The organism is Leucobacter manosquensis, from assembly GCF_018304845.1.
Taxonomy (GTDB): Bacteria; Actinomycetota; Actinomycetes; order Actinomycetales; family Microbacteriaceae; genus Leucobacter; species Leucobacter alluvii.
Genome location: NZ_JAFEVO010000001.1, coordinates 1,409,803 through 1,429,450, shown reverse-complemented (window position 1 = coordinate 1,429,450; position 19,648 = coordinate 1,409,803). Strand labels below are relative to the sequence as shown.

At 67.8% G+C, this 19,648-nt stretch carries 18 protein-coding genes; 13 read left to right on the top strand and 5 right to left on the bottom strand.

Annotated elements, in window-relative coordinates; all coding sequences use genetic code 11:
- Window positions 1–11: 11 nt before the first annotated feature.
- The 4 genes from JSQ98_RS06590 to JSQ98_RS06575 all read right to left on the bottom strand — a co-directional run bounded on the left by JSQ98_RS06590 (window position 12) and on the right by JSQ98_RS06575 (window position 5,336).
- Window positions 12–1,793 (bottom strand): dipeptide ABC transporter ATP-binding protein, encoded by a 1,782-nt coding sequence (locus JSQ98_RS06590; protein WP_211648888.1) that lies wholly within the window; start codon window positions 1,791–1,793, stop codon window positions 12–14.
- Entirely contained in the window at window positions 1,793–2,716 is a 924-nt protein-coding gene (locus JSQ98_RS06585) for an ABC transporter permease (protein ID WP_090151064.1), read from the bottom strand. The genes JSQ98_RS06590 and JSQ98_RS06585 overlap by 1 nt, the downstream gene beginning before the upstream one ends.
- A 2-nt stretch (window positions 2,717–2,718) precedes the next feature.
- Window positions 2,719–3,666, bottom strand: coding sequence for an ABC transporter permease (locus tag JSQ98_RS06580; protein ID WP_090151061.1), 948 nt, complete (start codon window positions 3,664–3,666; stop codon window positions 2,719–2,721).
- A gap of 149 nt (window positions 3,667–3,815) precedes the next feature.
- A complete protein-coding gene (locus tag JSQ98_RS06575) occupies window positions 3,816–5,336 on the bottom strand; it encodes an ABC transporter substrate-binding protein (protein ID WP_211648887.1) in 1,521 nt (506 codons plus the stop codon).
- A 237-nt stretch (window positions 5,337–5,573) separates the two neighbouring features.
- Here JSQ98_RS06575 and JSQ98_RS06570 point away from each other — a divergent pair, with 237 nt between their 5' ends.
- Window positions 5,574–6,332 carry a FadR/GntR family transcriptional regulator gene (locus JSQ98_RS06570; RefSeq protein WP_211648886.1) on the top strand — a complete coding sequence of 253 codons (759 nt, stop codon included), beginning with the start codon at window positions 5,574–5,576 and terminating at the stop codon, window positions 6,330–6,332.
- 23 nt (window positions 6,333–6,355) lie between these two features.
- Here the strand turns inward: JSQ98_RS06570 and JSQ98_RS06565 are convergent, their stop codons facing one another.
- Window positions 6,356–7,645, bottom strand: a complete 1,290-nt coding sequence (locus tag JSQ98_RS06565; protein ID WP_211648885.1) for an MFS transporter — start codon at window positions 7,643–7,645, stop codon at window positions 6,356–6,358.
- Window positions 7,646–7,849: 204 nt separating this feature from the next.
- On the opposite strand from JSQ98_RS06565, the gene JSQ98_RS06560 reads away from it, so the two are divergent.
- The 12 genes from JSQ98_RS06560 (at window position 7,850) to JSQ98_RS06505 (ending at window position 19,618) form a co-directional block, all read left to right on the top strand.
- Window positions 7,850–8,371 carry an Lrp/AsnC family transcriptional regulator gene (locus JSQ98_RS06560; protein WP_090151048.1) on the top strand — a complete coding sequence of 174 codons (522 nt, stop codon included), beginning with the start codon at window positions 7,850–7,852 and terminating at the stop codon, window positions 8,369–8,371.
- Between the two features lie 9 nt (window positions 8,372–8,380).
- Complete coding sequence (locus JSQ98_RS06555) at window positions 8,381–9,898, top strand: class I adenylate-forming enzyme family protein (RefSeq protein ID WP_211648883.1); 1,518 nt, start codon at window positions 8,381–8,383, stop codon at window positions 9,896–9,898.
- A 38-nt stretch (window positions 9,899–9,936) separates the two neighbouring features.
- Entirely contained in the window at window positions 9,937–11,259 is a 1,323-nt protein-coding gene (locus tag JSQ98_RS06550; RefSeq protein ID WP_211650442.1) for a beta-ketoacyl-[acyl-carrier-protein] synthase family protein, read from the top strand.
- On the top strand, window positions 11,256–12,431 hold the full coding sequence (locus JSQ98_RS06545) for an acyl-CoA dehydrogenase family protein (protein WP_211648882.1): 1,176 nt from the start codon (window positions 11,256–11,258) through the stop codon (window positions 12,429–12,431). The genes JSQ98_RS06550 and JSQ98_RS06545 overlap by 4 nt, the downstream gene beginning before the upstream one ends.
- Before the next feature lie 200 nt (window positions 12,432–12,631).
- Complete coding sequence (locus JSQ98_RS06540) at window positions 12,632–12,910, top strand: hypothetical protein (protein ID WP_211648881.1); 279 nt, start codon at window positions 12,632–12,634, stop codon at window positions 12,908–12,910.
- A gap of 9 nt (window positions 12,911–12,919) precedes the next feature.
- Window positions 12,920–14,626: an alpha/beta hydrolase gene (locus tag JSQ98_RS06535; protein WP_211648880.1), complete on the top strand. Its 1,707-nt coding sequence runs from the start codon at window positions 12,920–12,922 to the stop codon at window positions 14,624–14,626.
- A gap of 107 nt (window positions 14,627–14,733) precedes the next feature.
- Window positions 14,734–15,303: a hypothetical protein gene (locus JSQ98_RS06530; RefSeq protein WP_211648879.1), complete on the top strand. Its 570-nt coding sequence runs from the start codon at window positions 14,734–14,736 to the stop codon at window positions 15,301–15,303.
- Between the two features lie 67 nt (window positions 15,304–15,370).
- Window positions 15,371–16,012, top strand: a complete 642-nt coding sequence (locus JSQ98_RS06525; protein ID WP_211648878.1) for a hypothetical protein — start codon at window positions 15,371–15,373, stop codon at window positions 16,010–16,012.
- Window positions 16,013–16,151: 139 nt separating this feature from the next.
- Window positions 16,152–16,721, top strand: coding sequence for a hypothetical protein (locus JSQ98_RS06520; RefSeq protein ID WP_211648877.1), 570 nt, complete (start codon window positions 16,152–16,154; stop codon window positions 16,719–16,721).
- 139 nt (window positions 16,722–16,860) lie between these two features.
- The gene (locus tag JSQ98_RS06515) at window positions 16,861–17,439 is read left to right on the top strand and encodes a hypothetical protein (RefSeq protein WP_211648875.1); all 579 of its coding nucleotides are present in this window, start codon (window positions 16,861–16,863) and stop codon (window positions 17,437–17,439) included.
- 271 nt (window positions 17,440–17,710) lie between these two features.
- Window positions 17,711–18,181: a MarR family winged helix-turn-helix transcriptional regulator gene (locus JSQ98_RS06510; RefSeq protein WP_211648872.1), complete on the top strand. Its 471-nt coding sequence runs from the start codon at window positions 17,711–17,713 to the stop codon at window positions 18,179–18,181.
- Between the two features lie 90 nt (window positions 18,182–18,271).
- Window positions 18,272–19,618: a peptidoglycan DD-metalloendopeptidase family protein gene (locus tag JSQ98_RS06505; RefSeq protein ID WP_249290765.1), complete on the top strand. Its 1,347-nt coding sequence runs from the start codon at window positions 18,272–18,274 to the stop codon at window positions 19,616–19,618.
- Window positions 19,619–19,648 lie beyond the last annotated feature (30 nt).

Below are 19,648 nucleotides of genomic sequence, written 5' to 3'. Positions count from 1 at the left end.
CAGCGCCGGCGCTAGGCGCTCTGGGCGAGCTCCTGACGCAGCGTGAGGGAGGAATCGATGAGGCGCTTCGTGTAGGGGTGCTGCGGGGTGCGATACACCGTCTCCGTGTCACCGGCTTCGACGATCTCGCCCGACTGCATCACGATCACCGAGTCGCACAGGTACCGCACGACGTTGAGGTCGTGCGACACGAACACGAGGGTGAGGCCGTACTCGTCGACGAGGTCGGCGAGCAGGTTGAGCACCTGGGCGCGCACCGAGACGTCGAGCGCGCTCACCGGCTCATCGGCGACGACCACCTGGGGGCGGCAGATCAGCGCGCGGGCGATCGAGATGCGCTGACGCTGGCCGCCCGAGAACTGGTGGGGGAAGCGCTCCGCGGAAGACGCGGGCAGACCGACTGCTTCGAGCATCTCCGCGACCATGCGCTTGCGGTCGGCGGCGGTCTCACCGCGCCCGGGCACGAGCAGCGGCTCGGAGATGATCTGCTCGACGGTCATGCGCGGATCGAGCGAACCCATCGGGTCCTGGAACACGATCTGCAGGTTCTGCCGCAGCGCGCGGAGCTGCGGCTCCTTCGCGCCCTTCACCTCATTACCAGCGACGACGGCGCTGCCGGAGGTCGGCTGGTCGAGCCCGGCGAGAATGCGCAGCAGTGTCGACTTGCCGGATCCCGACTCGCCGACGACCCCGAGACGGCCGCCCTGCGGCACCTCGAAGGAGATGCCCTTGAGCGCGTGCACCTCGGGGGCTGGCTTGAGGATGCTCGTGCGTCCGCGCGTGTAGGTGCGCACCAGATCGGTGACGCGCATCACCGGTTCGGCGTGGGCGGGCGCGGTGCCGGCAGTAGCAGTGCCAGCCGCAGCAGGGCCGGCGACCGCCGCGGATGCCTCCGGGCGCGCGACGATCTGCTCGTCGGCGGTCGGCGGCACGTACTCCTGCGCGGTCGCGACGGTGAAGAGGCGACCCCTCGCATCGACGGCGTCGAGGTCGGACGCCGCGAGCAGCCCCCGCGTGTACGGGTGGGTCGGGCGGGTGAAGACGTCTTCGGTCGTGCCCTCCTCGACGACGGCGCCGTTGTTCATGACGAGCACGCGCGTGCACATGTTCGCGACCACGGCGAGGTCGTGCGTGATGAAGAGCAGGCCAGTGCCGCGTTCGCGCACGAGTTCGAGAATGAGGTCGAGCACCTGCCGCTGCACCGTGACGTCGAGCGCCGTCGTCGGCTCATCGCAGAGCAGCAGCGACGGATCGTTCGCGAGCGCCATGGCCAGCATCACGCGCTGGCGCTGCCCGCCGGAGAGCTGATGCGGGTAGGCCCGCGCGGCCTGAGCGGGATCGGGGAGGTGCACGGCGTCGAGCATCTCGACCGCACGGCGGTTCGCCTCGGCCTTGTTCGGCGCGAGCTTGTGCTGCAGGATGATCTCCGCGACCTGGGCTCCCGTGCGCATCAGCGGATTCAGCGCCGTGAGGGGCTCCTGGAACACCATCGCCATGTTGTTGCCGCGCAGCTTCATGAGATCGGATTCCGGGGCCTGGAGCAGGTTGCCGGAGTATCCGTCGATCTCGACGGACCCGTCGGCGGTGACGCCGTTCGGGAGCAGGCCGAGCAGCGCGGTCGTGGTCATCGATTTGCCCGATCCGGATTCCCCGATGAGGCCGATGCGCTCGCCGTGAGCCATGTGCAGGGAGAAATCGGAGACGAGCGTGCGATAGGGGGTGCGCACGTTGAGGTCGTCGACGCGCAGCAGCAGGTCTGCGCCGGTGCGCGGGACGGTGGATTCGGTGCGCATCAGCCGCGGCTCCCGTTCAGTTTCGGATCGAAGCGGTCGCGCAGGCCGTCACCCAGCAGGTTGAAGCCCATGACCGCGATGGCGATGGCGATGCCGGGCCAGACGGCGAGCATCGGTTCGGTGCCGAGGAACTGCTGCGACTCCTGCAGCATGCGTCCCCACGACGGGGTGGGCGGTGGCGTTCCGAGCCCCAGGAAGCTGAGGCCCGCCTCCGCGAGCACCGCCAGCGCGAACGACACGGAGGACTGCACGACCACCATGCCGATGATGTTGGGCAGCACGTGGCGCAGGGCGATCCTGAATCGCGACTGACTGGCGGCTCGTGCAGCGAGCACGTACTCCGTGGTCATCACCTGCAGGGTGCCGGAGCGCGCGACGCGGGCGAATCCGGGAATGGTCGCGATGCCGATCGCCACCATGGCGGTGAGCGTCGATGCGCCGAAGACGGCGCTGAACATGATCGCGAGCAGCAGCGCCGGGAACGCGAGGGCGATGTCGGAGGCGCGCATGATGACCTCTTCGATCCATCCGCCCCTGATGCCGGCGAGAATGCCGAGCGGCGTGCCGATCACGATCGCGATGCCGACCGAGATGACGCCGACGAACAGCGTGATGCGCGCGCCGTAGAGCATGGCGGAGAAGACGTCGCGACCGTACTTGTCGGTGCCCATCAGGTGCGCGAGGCTCGAGCCCTGCAATCGGTCGGCGGGCATCGCCTGGGTCGGATCGTACGGTGTCCAGAAGAAGGACACGATCGCCGCGAGGGCGACGAGCCCGATCAGGATCAGCCCGATCAGCAGCGTCGCCGACAGCTTGCGCTTGCCCGACCTCGAGACGACGCTCGTGCTGGCATTGCCGGGGGCGCTGATCGCGGTGGTGCGCGGCGCCTGAGAGGGTGGGGTGGGAACCTGTTGCGTGCTCATGGCTAGGCGCTCCTTCGCAGACGCGGATCGATGAGCGTGTAGAGCACATCGACGACGAGGTTGAGAATCAGGGTGATGGCGACGAGCACCATGACGACGGACTGCACGGTGAGCATGTCGCGGTTGCCGACGGCGTCGAGCAGCATCGAGCCGAGCCCGGGGATGACGAACACGCGCTCGATGACCACGGCGCCGATGATGAGGGCCGCGATCTGCACGCCGGTGACCGTGATGACGGGGATCGCCGCGTTGCGCAGGCCGTGCTTGAGCAGCGCGCCGTTCTTGCTGAGCCCCTTGGCGCGAGCGGTGCGGAGGTAGTCCTCGCTCATCACCTCGAGCACGGCGGAGCGCACGTATCGCGTGAGGATCGCGCCCTGCACCGAGGCGAGTGCGACGACGGGCAGGATCAGCCGGCGGATGAAGTCGCCGAAGTCGACGGCCGGCGCCGTCCACCCGTTCGCGGGAAGCCAGCCGAGGCCGACAGCGAAGACGATGACCAGCAGGATGCCGGCGAGGAAGCCGGGAACCGCGACGCCGATCTGCGAGCCGAGGCCGATCGCGACGCCCGAGAAGTTGCGATGCTTGACGGCCGCCCAGGTGCCGAGCGGGATCGCGACGAGCAGCGCGACCACCATCGCCGTGAGCACGAGGATGAGGCTGACCTGCACGCGGTCGAGCACCATCGGGCTGATATCGGTGCGCGTCACGTACGAGGTGCCGAAGTCGCCCGTGAGCAGCCCGCCGAACCACTCGAAGTACTGCACGATCAGCGGTCGATCCGTGCCGAACTGCTCTCGCGTCTGCTCGAGCAACTCGGGGGTGGCGTTCACGCCGAGTGCGATCTGCGCCGGGTCGCCCGGGATCAGTCGCATGAAGAGGAACACGACGACCGTGGCGACGACGTACGTCACCGCGAATCTCGCGAGATTGATCAGGATCCGTATGGCCATGCGGGTTCGGGTTCCTCGGGTTCAGTGGCGGGTTGGTGTGGTGCTCCCGCGAGAGCGCAGTTGTGGTCTCAGGCGTACGCCTCGTGCGACCTCAACTGCGCTCTCGCGCACTGGAGGGGCGAAAGCGGCGGTTCGCACCGCCGCTCCGCTTACTTCCAGCTCAGGTTCGTCAGGTCGAGCGCCTCGATGATGGCGTTCTCCGGCATGCCCTGGAGATCCGCCTTCGCGACGGTGATGTTCGGGAACAGGAAGAGCACGCCGGAAGCGGCGTCCTCGACGATCTGCTCGGCGACCTGCTTCATGCCGTCGACGTACCCGTCCTCATCGGCGGCGTCAGCTTCCTCGGCGATCGGGGCGATCTTCGAGTTGTCGTAGCCGATGTAGTAGTTCGGGTCGTTGAAGACGGTCAGAATGTCGCGGGCCTCGACGGCGAGCACCGTGGTCATCTGGTAGTCGTGCTTCGTGAAGACCTCGTCGAGCCAGACCGCCGGGAACTCGGCGGACTCGATGGTCGCGTTGATGCCGACGTCCTTCAGCTGCGAGACGACGATCTCCGAGACGGCCTGCGCGTAGGGGCGCGTCGGCACGGTGAAGGTGATGTCGAGGTTCTCCTGGCCGGCTTCCTGCAGCAGCTCCTTGGCCTTCGCGGGATCGTACGGGTACGCGTCGTTCAGATCTTCGTAGTACGGATCCGTCGGGGCCGCGTACGTGGCGACGAGCGAGCCGTAGCCGTTCCATGCGGTGTCGAGGATCGCCTGCTTGTCGAGGGCGTAGAGCACTGCCTGGCGCACGCGCACGTCGTCGAACGGGGCGGCCTTGTTGTTCATGGAGAGCGAGACCTCGCCGCTCGACGTGCCGGTGGTGACGACGAACTGGTCATCGGACTCGAAGCTCGAGAGCAGTTCGGGGGCCTGCAGGTTCGCGATCGCGTCGACGTCGCCGGTCTGCAGGGCGTTCGTGGTGGCGGTCGCATCGGCGAAGTACTTCAGCGTGACCTGCTCGACGCCAGGGGCCTCGCCCCAGTAGTCGTCGCGCGTGTCGAAGACGAGGCTCTCGTTCGGGGTCCACGACTCGACGGCGTACGGGCCGGTGCCGACGGGGGTGTTCGCGAGATCGTCGACGGCGTCCTCAGAGAAGATCGCGCCGACCGGCGTCGCGAGGCTGAAGAGCCACGCGTTCGAGGGCTTGCTCAGCGTGACCGCGACCTCGGTGGGGGAGACGACCTCGACGCTCTCGACGACGTCCATCTTCGCCTTGAGGCTCGACACCCAGTCGGTCTTGACGCGGTCGAAGCTGAACTTCACGTCGTCTGCCGTGAATTCGTCGCCGTTCGAGAAGGTCACGCCTTCCTGCAGCGTGAATGTGTACGTCTTGCGGTCGTCGCTGACCGTCCACTCGCTCGCGAGCAGCGGCTGGATCTCGCCCGACTGGTCGAGCTCGACGAGGCCCTCGTAGACGTTCGACATGAGTGCCTGCGGAATCGCAGAGCCTGCGGTCGTCGTGAAGTCGAGGTTCGTGGGGGTGCCGGTCAGGGCGATGGTCGCGGTGGTGGGGGTCTCCCCGTCGCTTCCCGAGCTGTTGCCGGCGCCCGCGGAGCAGCCCGCGAGACCGAGGATGGCCGCGGTCGCGATTGCAGCCGTGGTGAGAATCGCATTCTTACGTCGCATCATTGCTTTCCTGTGACTGAGGCCTCGCTGGGCGAAGCCGGGATGGAGGGTGGAGTCGGGCGACGATGCCCAGTCGCCGGTCCGCATGCACAGCGTATTCGCGAAACCGGAGGCGGTGTTCCAACAAATCCCGAGAGATTTCGAACCAGGATACATGGTAAGGCCACTTACGTGGGCGCTATCATCGGAGCACGCAGCCGACTCCACAGTGCTGCGCCCCTCGATCAGGAAGAGACTCAGGTGTCCACCACCCACAGCTTCGAGCCCGCGGTGCCCGTGCACACCTACCAGCGCATCGTCGATCAGATCGAGCAGGCGGTCATCTCCGGAGACATCCCCGTGGGATCGCAACTCGCGAGCGAGCGGGATCTCATGGTGCAGTTCGGCGTGAGCCGGCCGACCGTGCGCGAGGCGCTGCGCATTCTGCAGAGCATGGGGTTGATCGAGTCGCGCCCGGGCACCCGCGGCGGGCCCGTCGTGCTCGCGCCGTCGTCGAAAACCCTGTCTCGCTCGCTGCGCGCCCTCGTGGGCACCGATGCGCTCGACGTCTCAGCGCTCGTCGAGTACCGCGTCGTGCTCGAGGGCACCACGAGTCGCCTGGCTGCCGTGCGGCACGATGCCGAGCAGCTGGAGCGCATGCGCGCTGCGATCGAGCAGATGGAGCGCTACGCCGAGGCGAACTCGGACTCGTTCGCCGCCGCCGACATCGAGTTCCACGAGGCCATCTGGGAGGCCAGCGGCAACGAGGTGCTGCGCCTCACCGGTGAGGCGGTGTCCGGCGTGCTGCGCGCCATCATCCAGCGCGACGTCGAGAACGAGCACCACGACAACCGGTTGAAGCTCGAGTCCGCTGCGATCGACCGGAGCCTCTTCGCTGCGATCGAGCAGCGCGACGGCGCCCGCGCGAGCGGGATCGCGCGACGGGCGGTCGCCGATCGATTCGGGCTGCTCGTCGAGAGCGATCTGGATCGCCGCGCGCTCGCGGCCCTCGCGGAGTAGAGCGGGCCGCCGGCGCCACTCGCTCAGTGGGAGCGGCGGGCCGAGACGCACGCGAGCGCGAGGCTCATGGCTGCCGCGACGAGCGCGAAGACGACGACCGCCTGCGAGAGGCCGAACTGCTCGGCCATCGCACCGAGAGCGATGACCGGCACCGCGCTCCCGAGGTAGGTGACGGTGTACACCGCGCTGACGGTGGAGGCGTGCCGCAGCGGGTGCACTGCAGCCGTGGCCGCGGTGAACGCCGCCTGGAACGCGATGCCCTGCCCCACACCGGCGAGTGCGCTCGCGATGACGAGGAACCACACCGCTCCCACTCCGCCGGCGGCGGCGATCCCGATGAGCGCCACGGCGAGCGCGCTGAGCCCGACCGGCAGTCGCCACGTGCCGGAGAGCGGGACCAGCTGCACGAGTGCTGACGAGGCGAGCGTGACCGCGGCGAGCACTCCGATGACGACGCGCGAATCCGTGCCGGCGATCGTTGCGAAATGCGAGGGCGCCAGGGAGAGGCAGAAGCCGAACACCATGAAGCTCAGGAACCCGGTCGCGGCCGCGATGCGGAACGCGCGGGCGGCGGCGGGATCGTTGCGCCCGTTCGCCCCCGGCGCGTCGGGTCGCGGATCGGGCGCGTCGGCGAGTGCGATGCCCGCGAGTCGCGGCGTGCACTCGTCGTGGGGCGCGACGGCGATGATCACGGGGACGAGTGCGGCGAGGACGACTGCGACGACCAGGTACGGGGTCTGCAGGGGCACGCCGACGAGAGAGAGCAGGCCGCCCGCCACGGGGCCCGCGGCGACGCCGCCTGAGGTCGCGAGCAGCGTCAGGCGCCCGACGAGGGCGGGGCGTCCGGGAAGCAGCACGCGCAGGGCGCCGGAGCCGGTGCCCGTCGCGCACGCCACCGCGATGCCCTGCACGGCGCGGGCGACGCAGAACCAGCCGAGCGTCGGCGCGAAGGCAAGGGCCGCGGTGGCGAGCGCGGCGGCCGCGAGTGCCGCGATGAGCACGGTGCGGCGATTGACCCGGTCGGCGACGCGGCGGAACAGGGTCAGACCTACGATCAGCGAGAGCACGTAGCTCGAGAACGCGATCGAGATGCCGAGGGACCCGGTGTTCAGCTGCGCCTCGAGCAGCGGGAACAGTGGCGTGCTGAGATTCGCGCTCACGAGCAGGGCGAAGAGCGCCAGCGAGGTGAGTGCGACGCGGGCCCGAGGGCGGTGCAGTGCGGGAGGAGCCGGGAATTGCGGGGCCTGGGTCGGGGGCGGGGCGCTCGGGGTGCTGAGCGGGGGTCTCGCGGTCGCTGATGCGGTCGCACGCATGGCGGGCTCCTTCTTCGGGCGCAAGGGTGGCGCGTCCGGTGGTTCAGCCCACGGGGTGGTGCGGGCGTTGATCCGAGTGCGGCGGGGGTGTCCGCCTGCACATGAATGAGTTCATCGTACCCCGTCGATCTGCGCAAGCGAGCTCTCGCTAATTGGGCGATATGATCAATATGTCACCGGTAAACCGATCAGAAAGTGGTCAAAATGAGCGAACTTGACGCGACGGATCGGAGAATCCTCCTCCTGCTTGATCAGGATGCGCGGATGCCGACCGCGATGATCGCCTCGAAACTCGGCCTCGCGCGCGGCACCGTTCAAGCGCGGCTCGAGAAGCTGAAGGATGCTGGGGCGCTGCGCCTGCACAGTTCCCGCGTCACGCCAGCGGCTCTCGGGAGGCCGGTGGGCGCGAGCGTGCAGGTCGAACTCGACCAGCATCAGATCGGCGCCGCGGTCGAAGCGCTCGCGAACATCCCCGAGGTGCTGGAGTGCTTCGCGCCCGCAGGCAGCACAGATCTCCTGCTGCGGGTCGTCGCGCGGCATCCCGACGACCTGTACCGCGTCAGCGAGGAGATCCGTCTCTGCCCGGGCATCACCCGCACGTCGACGAGCCTGTTCCTGCGCGAGGTGATCCCGTACCGCGTCACGGGCCTGCTGGGTGAGCGCGCCCTGCGAGCCGGCGGCTCGGAGGGGCCGGCGCCCACGAAGCGCCGACCCATCGGAGCATAGACTGGGCGCATGCCCATCACGTCGGCGATGCTGCGCATCGCGGATCATCATCCCGAGCACCTCGCGATCGCGGGCGACGGGCAGCGGCTCACGTACGGGGAGCTGGTCGAGCGCTCGCGTCGTACGGCAGCGGTGATCGACACTCTGCAGAACGCACTCGGCGAGACGGGGACTCCGCCGTCGCCCGCGCCCGAGACCGGCGGCATCCCGATCAGCGCGATCAGCGTCGACTCGGCGCTCGCCGCGGCTCGATTCGTGGCGGCGCTCGCCGGGTACCGCGCGGTGTCGGCGACGATCGATCCGCGCTGGCCGCTCGAGCACCGGGTCGGCGTGGTGCTCGCGACGGGCATCAGCGTGATCGTCTCCGACTCCGCCGATCTGGCGGCAGCGCTCGCGGCGCAGGGATGGGGCGGCACGATCCTGACCCTCGCAGCGTTCGAGGAGCGCGAGCGAACCGTCGATCCGGCTCCGCCGCCCGAGGTGCGCGACGCGCGTGAAGCGTTCCTCCTCCTCTTCTCCTCGGGAACGACGAGCCGCCCGAAAGCGTTCCTCAAGACGAGGCAGCAGTACCGGGAGAACGTCGCGGTGTCGAGCGCGCACCTCGAACCGCTGCCAGGCGTCGCGACACTCGCCCCTGGCCCGGTCTCGTACAGCCTGACGCTCTACGCCGTCATCGAGTGCCTCGCCACGGGCGGCAGCGTGCACGTCGCAGACGCGTTCGATCCCTTCGGAGTGGCGGCGCGCGTGCGCGACGAGGCCATCACCCGGGTGGTCGCCGTGCCTGCGGTGGTGCAGACGCTGACCGACGCAGCCCGACGCGAACCCGACGCGTTCGATCGGCTCGAGCTCGTCGTGACGGGTGGAGCGAACCTTCCGGCTGCGATTCGCGACGGGTTGGCCCGCGCGCTGCCGCAGACGCGCCTCATCAGCTACTACGGTGCCGCCGAGATCGGGTTCATCGGCGACAGTCGCGACGGCGACGGCACCGCGATCACGATCTACCCCGGCATCGACGCGAGCGTGCGAGACGAGTCGGGTCGCGAGGTGCCGGAGGGGAGTGCCGGCACGCTCTGGATCCGTGCCGCCGCCTGCTCCGACGGCTACCTCGCAGGCACGACCGATGACGTGCTCCGCGGCGCCGACGGGTGGGCGACCGTGCACGACCAGGCCCGACTCGTCGCCGGCAAGCTGCATCTGCTCGGCCGCGCCGGCGACGTCGCGGTGACGGGCGGGCACAAGGTCTCGCTGCCCGAGGTCGATCGCGCCTTCGCGGCGGCGCCGGCGTCAGGCGGCGATCGCCGTGGCGCTCACGCATGCGGGAGCATCGTCGCTCTCGTCGTCGAGGCGAACGGCGAAGCGGTGCCGGATCGCGAGGCGCTCGCCGCCTGGGCCTCGGAGCGCCTGGCTCCGCAGTTCGTACCTCGCCGCTGGTTCTCGCTGCCGCAGTTGCCCCGCACCGTGGGCGGCAAGGTGCGTCGCGGGGAGACGGCCGAGCGCATCGCCGATGGATCGGCGGTGCGCCTGTGAGCGCCGCCGCGCGGGGGCGCCGGGTCGTCGTCACGGGCATGGGGGCGGTGACGCCGAGCGGGATCGGCGTCGGAGCGCTGTGGGACGCGGTGATGGGCGGGCGCAGTGCGATCCAGCGCTTGGACGGGCCGGAGTTCGATGCGCTGCCGGTGCGCATCGGGGGCAGGATCGAGGGGTTCAGCGCGGAGGGTCTCGTACCGGCCGGACTCGTGCGTCGTCTCAGTCCCGTGCAGCTCTGGGCGATCGCCGCAGCCGACGAGGCGCTGCGGCATGCTGGGGTGATCGGGGGAGACGCTGCCGGTGCGCACGTCGAGGCGTTCTCGGCGGGCGAGGTGTTCTCGGACGACGCGGATCGCGTGGCGATCATCGCGGCGACCGGGTCCGGCCCCGTCGACGCCATGCAGGCCGCCACCCGGGCGCTCGACGCGCGCGGGCCCAGAGCGGTTCCCCTGGCGCTCGCGGTGTACGGGGCGCCCGACGCGGCCGCTGCGCTCCTCTCGCAACGGTACGGTGCAATGGGCCCCGCGCAGGGGGTGTCGGCGACCTGCGCGAGCGGGGCGATCGCGCTCGGCGAGGGGCTTCGACGCATCCGCCACGGGTACGCCGACGCTGTGCTGGTCGTCGGCATGGAGGACTGCCTGGGGCCGGTGAACCTCGCCTCGAACGCGAACCTGCGCGCGCTGGCCGCCGGGTTCGAAGACGCCCCGCAGCTGGCGAGCCGTCCCTTCGACCGCGCCCGCAACGGGTTCGTCATGTCGCAGGGGGCCGGCGCGATCCTGCTCGAATCGGCTGAGCGCGCCGCTTCGCGCGGTGCGACGCCGCTGGCCGAACTCGCGGGCTTCGGGGCGTCGAGTGACGCCCACCACCCGACGGCCCCGCACCCGGAGGGGCGGGGAGCCGCACGCGCGGTCGCCGAGTGCCTCGACGACGCGGGCGTCGCGCCGGAGCAGGTCGATCACGTCAACGTGCACGGCACCGGCACCCCCGCGGGCGACGCCGCCGAACTCGCGGCTCTCGATCTGGCACTCGGAGCCCGTGCTCGAACGGTTCCGCTTTCGGCGACCAAGTCGACCACCGGCCACCTGCTCGGCGCGGCCGGTGTGGTCGAGGCGGTGATCTCGGTGCAGTCGCTGCGGGAGCAGCGCGTTCCCCCGACGCTCAATCTCACCGACCCCGAGTTCCCCGATTTCGATGTGGTGACGGGGCGGGCGCGGGCGGTCGAGCTCCGCACGGTGCTCTCAACCTCGTTCGGATTCGGCGGTCACAACGGGGCGATTCTGCTGCGCGAACCCGGGACTGACGCGAGCGAGAGCCATGCGCGCCCTGCAGCGCGCCGAGACCGGACAGAGGAGATACGATGACCGATCGAGAACTCAGGCACGCCGAGCTTGCCGAGCGCTATCTGCCCGATGCGCTGCTCGCACGGTTCCGCGAACGCGCCGCCGTCGTCGACCGCGAGAACGGGTTCTTCGACGAAGACCTGGGCGACCTGCGCGAGCGCGGATACCTGCAGATCTTCGTGCCCGCGGAGTTCGGCGGGCCCGGCCTGTCGCTGCACGAGGTCTCGCGCCTGCAGCAGCGCCTCGCGGGTGCGGCGCCGGGCACCGCGCTCGGCATCAACATGCACCTCATGTGCACGGGGGTGGCAGCGGCGATGCTCGCGCGCGGGGATCGCTCGCTCTCCCACGTCTTCGCAGAGGCGGCAGCCGGCGAGATCTTCGCGTTCGGCATCAGCGAGCCGGCGAATGACTGGGTGCTGCAGGGCTCGAACACGATCGCTGATCCGCAGCCCGACGGGAGCTACCGGTTGACCGGGACGAAGATCTTCACCTCGCTCTCGCCCGTGTGGACCCGGCTCATCACTCACGGGCTCGATGCGAGCGAACCCGGTGACCCGCAGCTCGTCTTCGGGTTCGTCGAGCGCACCTCGTCCGGGATCACCGTGTCGGATCACTGGGACGTGCTCGGCATGCGCGCGTCGCAGAGCCGCTCGACGAGGCTCGAAGGCGCGGTCATGCGCGCCGATCGTGTCGCGCGCCGCATCGCGCCGGGGCGTACGCCCGACCTCCTGACGTTCGCGATCACGAGCAACTTCCAACTGCTCGTCGCCTCGGTCTACGCCGGCGTCGCGCGGCGCGCCCTCGACGTGGCGGCTGAGGCGCTGCACCGGCGCCGCTCCGCGTCACGAGACGCCCCGCTCGCCGACGTGCCGGAATGGCGCACACGGCTCGCCGATGCGTACCGCGACTTCCTCTCCGTGCCGGCACAACTCGACGCGTACACCCGTGACTTCGACGAGCTCGTCGACCACGGCGCCGGGTGGCCGCCCCGCCTCGTCGCGGCGCGGATCGCGGCGGGTGAAGCGGCGCGGCGGGCGGCCGAGACGGCGCTCGCGTGCTCCGGCGGAGCAGGCTTCGACAGCGGCAGCGAAGCGGGCAGGCTCTTGCGCGACGCGACGGCGGGGCTCTTCCACCCGCCGAGCACGGATGCCTCACGGCCGATGTTCGCCGCCGCACTGCTCGACCAAGCGTGACGATCAGGTCGCTCCTGCTCCGATCGCTCACCCGCATGGCAAGCACGATTGGAGTACTGCCCGTTACCTGACTCCGGACGTAAAGCGCGACTTCGACCGCTGCATTCCAGAGGTTCGCCCCGCACGCCGTACGCATCCTGCATAGGCTGCACACACGGCGCTGAGGGGGAACCGGCTCTGGACACGCGGAGGATGCGCGAATGCCGAACGACCTTTCCATCGCTGATGCCGAGTTGCACGCTGCTGCGGACGAAATGACGCGAGCGGCTGGCGCGTTCGGCACCGTGTCGCGCGTTTCCACCGGTGCCGACTACGGATCCGGCATGGTGAGCTCGGCCGTCTCGGATTTCTCTGCGGCCCTGCGCGGCGCCTGCGGCGCGATCGAGGAACGTCTGCATGTCAATGCGCACTGGACGTCGAGCACCGTGGAGAGTTTTACGGCGCTCGACGGGCAGGTCGCCGCCGCGGTGAGCGCGTGAGGCGCGGCCATGGGTAACGGTGCGATCGCACGCCTCGGCGACATGGGGTCTGTCTTCGCCGTAGGGCGCAATCTAGCGCGCTCGGACCGGATGCACGAGGCGACGAGGTATGTGGCATCCGGTCTGCATCAGCTGCAATCGGCGGGGAGCGCGAAGACCCTCACGCGGCTCGTTGCCGCGTGCCGCCCCATCGAATCCGCGGCGCAGCTTGTGGCCGCCGCACAGGCCGCGGCCGCGGCCGCCCTCGAGGTGTACGCACGCGAGGTGAGCGAGTTGCAGCAGGAGGGGCGTCGCCTCAGCGACCTGAGCGAGGCGGCCCGAGCGCGACGGAACGTCATGTCGCGCGAGTTCGAGGAGAGTTACGGCAGCGACCAAGAGTCCATCGATCGGACGCGACGATTGGGCGGGCTCGTCGAGGAGGCGGATGACGAACTGCGGGGCATTGAGCAAGCGCTGTTCGATGTCGACGAGGCGAGAATGCGAGCGGATCGGCGGTGCGCCGACGCGCTCAATGCTCAGACCGGAGCGCTGCACGCGCTGAAGCGAGACACCGTCGGTAGCGCTGGAGTGGCTTCCCCGATGCAAGCCGTACATCTTGCAGTTCAGGCGTCACCAACCACCGATCGAGACCTGGCCATCGAGGCACTGACCTCGGCCACCTTGTCGGTGAATCAGAATGCCACCGTGTGGGAAGGCTTGGATCTCACTCCCCAGGAGGTCCGAGATCTTCCGATGAAGGACCTCTTCGCACTGGCGAACGTCGACGGTCTGCCCGCGTGGGCGCGCGACATCGCCTCGCGAAAGGCACTGGACTATGCGCTTTCTCAACCCGCCACAGCGTACGGCCTGATGGGGTTCACCGGCGAAGACATGAGCCAAGACGAGTTCGTGGAGCAGGTGACCGCGCTCAAGGCGTCGCTTGAGCAAGCCGAGAAAGACGGTCTCAAAGCGCCCGGGCGGCCGATAGTGCAGATGCTCGGGTTCGGGAATCACGATGGCGCGCTGACCACGGCGATCTCGCTGGGAGATGTGGATGCAGCATCGAACGTTGGGGTGAATGTGCCCGGCATGGGGGCGAAAGCTGACGATTTGGGTGGCGCGCTGCGTGGGGCGCAGGAGCTATTTCGGGTTGCCAATGAGGAGAATTCGAGCACAAGCTACGCAGTGGTGACCTGGCTTGGCTATCGGACACCCGGAATGCCGCCAGACACGGGAGTACTAGGTATGGATCGAGCAAACGCCGGCGCGCCAAACCTCGCCCGTTTTCTTGATGGGATTCATGCGCTACGAAGTCGGGAGTCCTCCGATGAGCTCGACCGGCTCGTCGTGTTCGCGCACTCGTACGGGTCGACGACCGCAGGGCAGGCCTTGAAGCTGACCACGAATGATGTTGACGCGTTTGTGACGTACGGATCAGCGGGATTGGCCCCCGGTACTGCTCTTGAGGAGCTGCATGCGGCCGACGTATTCTCCACGAAGGCACGCGGAGATAACGTCGCCGGCCTCGGGTACTCGGGGAATGATCGCGTCGACCCGCGTGCGATCGGCGCGCAGGAGTTCGACGCCGACTCGGGCGAAAAGCGAGTCACCGCGCACGATATGTTTTCGGAGGACGCCCCATGGAGTGTGTGGAACTGGGGCGGAGATGTTGGATACCTCTCCATCGGCACCAGCACTTTGGAGTTTATGGGCCGTTCTCTGGTGGGGACTCCGTGATGGTGAGGCGTTGGCCTTCCCGCATCCTGTTGAGTGCGGTTCTGGTTCTGGTATTCGGTGTTTCGGGTTGTGCGAGAATCGGAGGTTTCGGCGTGGATGCTGCGGGGATGACGCAGGAAGAAGTGGAGCGCTTGCCGTTGGAGCGGCAGTTCGACCTGCTAGGCGAGCGGTACCAGGCCATGCAGGAGCTGATGACGCACGCTCAGCGAATGGTGAGCCCAAACATTTGGACCTGGACGAGCCACGGATTCTATCCGGGTAGCGGCGATGCGCAGCGTTGGTCGATGCGTGGTGCGACCCCGAAGAACAGTTACTACCTCAGCATGTCGCGCACGATCAAGCTTCCGGGTGCGAGTGGGGCGGTTGAGGACGCTGAGTTGATGGCGGAGTACTTCGAGGCGCAGGGGTGGTCGACCACGCTGAGACAGGTGGATGCCAGACGGTATCGTGTGGAGGCGATGACCGACGAGGGCTTCTGGTTCGAATACCAGGTGCGACCACATGGGCAGTACTCGCTCGGGTTGCACAGCAAGGTGTTCTGGTGTGACAGGGACGCGTTGTCATCGGCGGTGATCGATCGCATTCCCGAGGAGCGGTTCGATATCGAGGAGTCGCCTCCCGGTGAGTTCATCCCATTCCCGAAGTGGAGCGACCCGGTTGTTCCGAAGGTCGGCTGATCGGACCGTGGAGAGTCATCGTCACTGTCGGCCGATTCTCCGGCAGAGGGTTCGTTTTGGGCTCGCTGTGGCGGTGCTGGCCGGGATGGTGAGCTTCTCAGGTTGCGCCTGGGTGGGAGGTGACGTGGATGCTGCTGGGATGACGCAGGAAGAAGTGGAGCGCTTGCCGTTGGAGCGGCAGTTCGACCTGCTCGGCGAGCGGTACGAGGTGATGCAGGGGTTGTTGACTGACGCGCAGCGCGTGGTGAGCCCGAACGTGTGGACGTGGACGAGTCACGGGTTCTATCCGGGTAGTGGTGATGGGCAGCGGTGGTCGATGCGTGGTGCGACGTCGAAGAACAGTTATTACCTGAGTATGTCGCGCACGATCAGGCTCCCCGGTGCAAGTGGGGCGGTTGAGGATGCTGAGTTGATGGCGGAGTACTTCGTGGCGCAGGGGTGGTCGACCACGCTGCGAAAGGAGGGTGCTAGACGATATCAAGTGGAGGCGATGACTGACGAAGGGTATTGGCTCGACTATTGGGTCGAACCGAACGGGCAATACTCAGTGGGGGTGCACAGCAAGGTCTACTGGTGCAACCGGAGCGAGTTGTCATCGGCGGTGATCGATCGCATTCCCGAGGAGCGGTTCGATATCGAGGAGTCGCCTCCCGGTGAGTTCATCCCGTTCCCGAAGTGGAGTGATCCGGTTGTTCCGAAGGTCGGCTGATCGGACTGTGGAGAGTCATCGTCACTGTCGGCCGATTCTCCGGCAGAGGGTTCGTTTTGGGCTCGCTGTGGCGGTGCTGGCCGGGATGGTGAGCTTCTCAGGTTGCGCCTGGGTGGGAGGTGACGTGGATGCTGCGGGGATGACGCGGGAAGAGGCGGAGCGCTTGCCGTTGGAGCGGCAGTTCGACCTGTTGGGTGGGCGCTATGTGCGTATGCAGGGGTTGTTGACTGACGCGCAGCGCGTGGTGAGCGCGGACGAGTGGATCTGGGTGAGTGAAGGCTTCAGTCCGATAGACGGTGACGGTCAGCGGTGGTCGATGCGAGGCGCTACGTCGAAGAATAGTTACTACCTCAACATGTCGCGCACGATCAAGCTTCCCGGTGCGAGTGGGGCGGTTGAGGACGCTGAGTTGATGGCGGAGTACTTCGAGGCGCAGGGGTGGTCGACCACGCTGAGACAGGTGGATGCCAGAAGGTATCGTGTGGAGGCGATGACCGACGAGGGCTTCTGGTTCGAATACCAGGTGCGACCACATGGGCAGTACTCGCTCGGTCTGTACAGCAAGGTGTTCTGGGGCGACACGTATGCACTGACCTTCGCAATCGTGGATCGCATTCCCGAGGAGCGGTTCGGTATCGAGGAGTCGCTTCCCGGTGAGTACATCCCGTTCCCGAAGTGGAGTGATCCGGTTGTTCCGAAGGTCGGCTGATCGGACCGTGGAGAGTCATCGTCAGCATCGGCTGATTCTCCGGCAGAGGGTTCGTTTTGGGCTCGCTGTGGCGGTGCTGGCCGGGATGGTGAGCTTCTCAGGTTGCGCCTGGGTGGGAGGTGACGTGGATGCTGCGGGGATGACGCAGGAAGAAGTGGAGCGCTTGCCGATGGAGCGGCAGTTCAACCTCTTGGGTGGACGCTATGTGCGTATGCAGGAGATGCTGGCGAATGCGCAACGAGCAGTCAGCACTGACACATGGACATGGGGGAGCAAGGGCTTCGGTCCGACTGGCGGTGACGGTCAGCGGTGGTCGATGCGAGGCGCTACGTCGAAGAATAGTTACTACCTCAACATGTCGCGCACGATCAAGCTTCCCGGTGCGAGTGGGGCGGTTGAGGACGCTGAGTTGATGGCGGAGTACTTCGAGGCGCAGGGGTGGTCGACCACGCTGAGACAGGTGGATGCCAGAAGGTATCGTGTGGAGGCGATGACCGACGAGGGCTTCTGGTTCGAATACCAGGTGCGACCACATGGGCAGTACTCGCTCGGTCTGTACAGCAAGGTGTTCTGGGGCGACACGTATGCACTGACCTTCGCAATCGTGGATCGCATTCCCGAGGAGCGGTTCGGCATCGAAGAGTCGCTTCCCGGTGAGTACACCCCGTTCCCGAAGTGGAGCGACCCGGTTGTTCCGAAGACCGGCTCATCCGAATGAGTTCGGTCGGCTTCGCATAGGGGATCCGGCGTCGTGCAGGGCGAGATCCGCAAGTCGTCACTGCACGAGCGCGGATCCACTGGACGAGCGCGGATCCACTGCACGACGACCAGGAGACTCGGATTCGGCATTCCAGGCGACTTGGATCCGGCGCATCATTGGAGCGGAAGCAGGCGACCGGCGACTCCGTTGTCGGCGGTCTCGGGCCACCTTAGCCCGGCATCTCGGCTTTGGGAAGCGGTGGACGAGTGACGTCTGAGAAGATGAACGCATGAATCCGCACGACCCCTTGGCGCTCGAGCGCCAAGTCTGCTTCGCGCTCACCGTCGCCTCTCGTGGCATCGTCGCCGCCTACAAGCCGGTGCTCGATCCGATGGGCATCACGCATCCGCAGTATCTGGTGCTCCTCGCGCTCTGGGAGCACCGCACCCTCGACCTGCGCACGCTCGCCGAACTGCTGCATCAAGAGGCCTCCACCCTGTCGCCGCTGATCAAACGACTCGAGGCGCAGGGGCTCGCGCGACGTGACCGGAGCTCGGCGGATGAACGGCGTCTCGAGATCACCCTCACGGAAGCTGGGGAGGCCCTGCGAGCGCGCGCCGAGCAGGTGCCGGTGCGCATGGCGGAGCGGCTCGGCATGACACCGACTGAGCTGGAGGAGCTGCACCGATCGATGCTGCGGCTGATCGACGCAAGCCAGATCTCGCTCGATGCGGGAGGCGATCCGGCTCCGGCCGTCTGAGCGCATCGCGCCTCGAGATGCTACCGTTGCCGGAGAACTGCGTATATTGCACGATATGGGGGCAGGATGCAGAAACGGAAGACGAGCACGATGAGGCGTGTGCTCGGAGTGCTCGCCGCATGCGCGATCGGCGCCGGAGTGCTCGTCGGAGGCCAGCTCACTGCGCCCCCCGCTCAGGCTCTCGATCTTCCCACCTGGGACGATGTGCAGGAGGCGAAGCAGAACCAGTCGTCTGCCGCGAAGAAGGTCAAGGAGATCGAGTCGCTCATCGCCGAGGGCGAGAAGGAACTCGACCGACTGCGCAACCTGCATGCGACGACGATCGATGAATTGCATGCGGCAGAAGATGCGCTCGCCGTCGCTTCGGAGAAGGCGGCGAACCTCGAGGTGCAGGCGGAAGCGAGCCGCAAGGAGGCCGACGAGGCCGCCGACCGCGCCGGGGCGCTCGTCGCTCAGATGTACCGATCGGGCGGAGTGGACCGCAGCGTCGAGATGTTCCTCGATGCCGACGGCAGCACGGCGGACGCGCTGCTCGACCGCATGGCGTCGATGTCGAAGGCGACCGAGCGGAACACGACGCTCTCGCAGGAGGCTCAACAGGCTGCGAACACGGCCGATACCCTCGGCCAGCAGGCGGAGGCGGCCGCGCAGGAGCGCGAGCGGCTGCGCCAGGTGCAGCAGGAGAAGGAGCTGGCCGCTGCCGAAGCCGTCGCCGGGCAGGGCGAGAAGGTCAAGGCGCAGGAAGCTCAGCAGAAGACGCTGCAGACGCAGCTCGCGGCGCTGAAGGACACGACCACGAAGACCGTGGCCGGTTACGAGGAGCGGCTGCGCGTTGAAGAGGAGCAGCGGCGCGCTGAGGCAGAGCGTCTGCGTAAGGAAGCTGAAGCGGCGCAGAGGGCAGCCGAGGAGGCCGCTCGACGAGCGGCGGAAGAAGCCGCGAACAATCCCGGTGGTGGTGGTGGTGGTGGTGCTCCTGCCCCCGGAGGCGGTGGCGGTGGCGGTGGCGCCGCGCCGCCCCCCAGCGGCGGTGGCGGCGGATCGAACGGCTGGATGTATCCGACCGCCGGCTTCTACGTGTCGGAGGGCTTCCGGCCTCCGGGCCGGCCCGATCACACGGGCATCGATCTCGCGACCGGGTGCGGCACGCCGATCTTCGCGGCCAAAGAAGGCACTGTGGCGATGACGTACTGGGACGGCGGCGGCGGCGGCAACATGGTGACCATCAATCACCCCAATGGATGGCAGACCCGGTACGCGCACATGATCGGATGGGCGGTCGTGGGGCAGGGCAGCAACGTGTCGGCCGGCCAGGTCGTCGGCTACGTCGGGAACACCGGCGCGAGCACCGGCTGCCACCTGCACTTCGAGATGCGACCCAACCAGGACAACGGCTGGTACGACTTCGTGGATCCTGCCTGGTACATCGCCTTCCCCTGATCGGGGTGACGCGCACGAGACGACGAGAGG

Bases quoted from the DNA above. Each gene is read 5' to 3' on its own strand.
- JSQ98_RS06590 (WP_211648888.1), bottom strand. From the start codon at position 1,793: ATGCGCACCGAATCCACCGTCCCGCGCACCGGCGCAGACCTGCTGCTG.
- JSQ98_RS06585 (WP_090151064.1), bottom strand. From the start codon at position 2,716: ATGAGCACGCAACAGGTTCCCACCCCACCCTCTCAGGCGCCGCGCACC.
- JSQ98_RS06580 (WP_090151061.1), bottom strand. From the start codon at position 3,666: ATGGCCATACGGATCCTGATCAATCTCGCGAGATTCGCGGTGACGTAC.
- JSQ98_RS06575 (WP_211648887.1), bottom strand. From the start codon at position 5,336: ATGATGCGACGTAAGAATGCGATTCTCACCACGGCTGCAATCGCGACC.
- JSQ98_RS06565 (WP_211648885.1), bottom strand. From the start codon at position 7,645: ATGCGTGCGACCGCATCAGCGACCGCGAGACCCCCGCTCAGCACCCCG.
- JSQ98_RS06560 (WP_090151048.1), top strand. From the start codon at position 7,850: ATGAGCGAACTTGACGCGACGGATCGGAGAATCCTCCTCCTGCTTGAT.
- JSQ98_RS06555 (WP_211648883.1), top strand. From the start codon at position 8,381: ATGCCCATCACGTCGGCGATGCTGCGCATCGCGGATCATCATCCCGAG.
- JSQ98_RS06550 (WP_211650442.1), top strand. From the start codon at position 9,937: ATGGGGGCGGTGACGCCGAGCGGGATCGGCGTCGGAGCGCTGTGGGAC.
- JSQ98_RS06545 (WP_211648882.1), top strand. From the start codon at position 11,256: ATGACCGATCGAGAACTCAGGCACGCCGAGCTTGCCGAGCGCTATCTG.
- JSQ98_RS06540 (WP_211648881.1), top strand. From the start codon at position 12,632: ATGCCGAACGACCTTTCCATCGCTGATGCCGAGTTGCACGCTGCTGCG.
- JSQ98_RS06535 (WP_211648880.1), top strand. From the start codon at position 12,920: ATGGGTAACGGTGCGATCGCACGCCTCGGCGACATGGGGTCTGTCTTC.
- JSQ98_RS06530 (WP_211648879.1), top strand. From the start codon at position 14,734: ATGACGCAGGAAGAAGTGGAGCGCTTGCCGTTGGAGCGGCAGTTCGAC.
- JSQ98_RS06520 (WP_211648877.1), top strand. From the start codon at position 16,152: ATGACGCGGGAAGAGGCGGAGCGCTTGCCGTTGGAGCGGCAGTTCGAC.
- JSQ98_RS06515 (WP_211648875.1), top strand. From the start codon at position 16,861: ATGACGCAGGAAGAAGTGGAGCGCTTGCCGATGGAGCGGCAGTTCAAC.
- JSQ98_RS06510 (WP_211648872.1), top strand. From the start codon at position 17,711: ATGAATCCGCACGACCCCTTGGCGCTCGAGCGCCAAGTCTGCTTCGCG.
- JSQ98_RS06505 (WP_249290765.1), top strand. From the start codon at position 18,272: ATGAGGCGTGTGCTCGGAGTGCTCGCCGCATGCGCGATCGGCGCCGGA.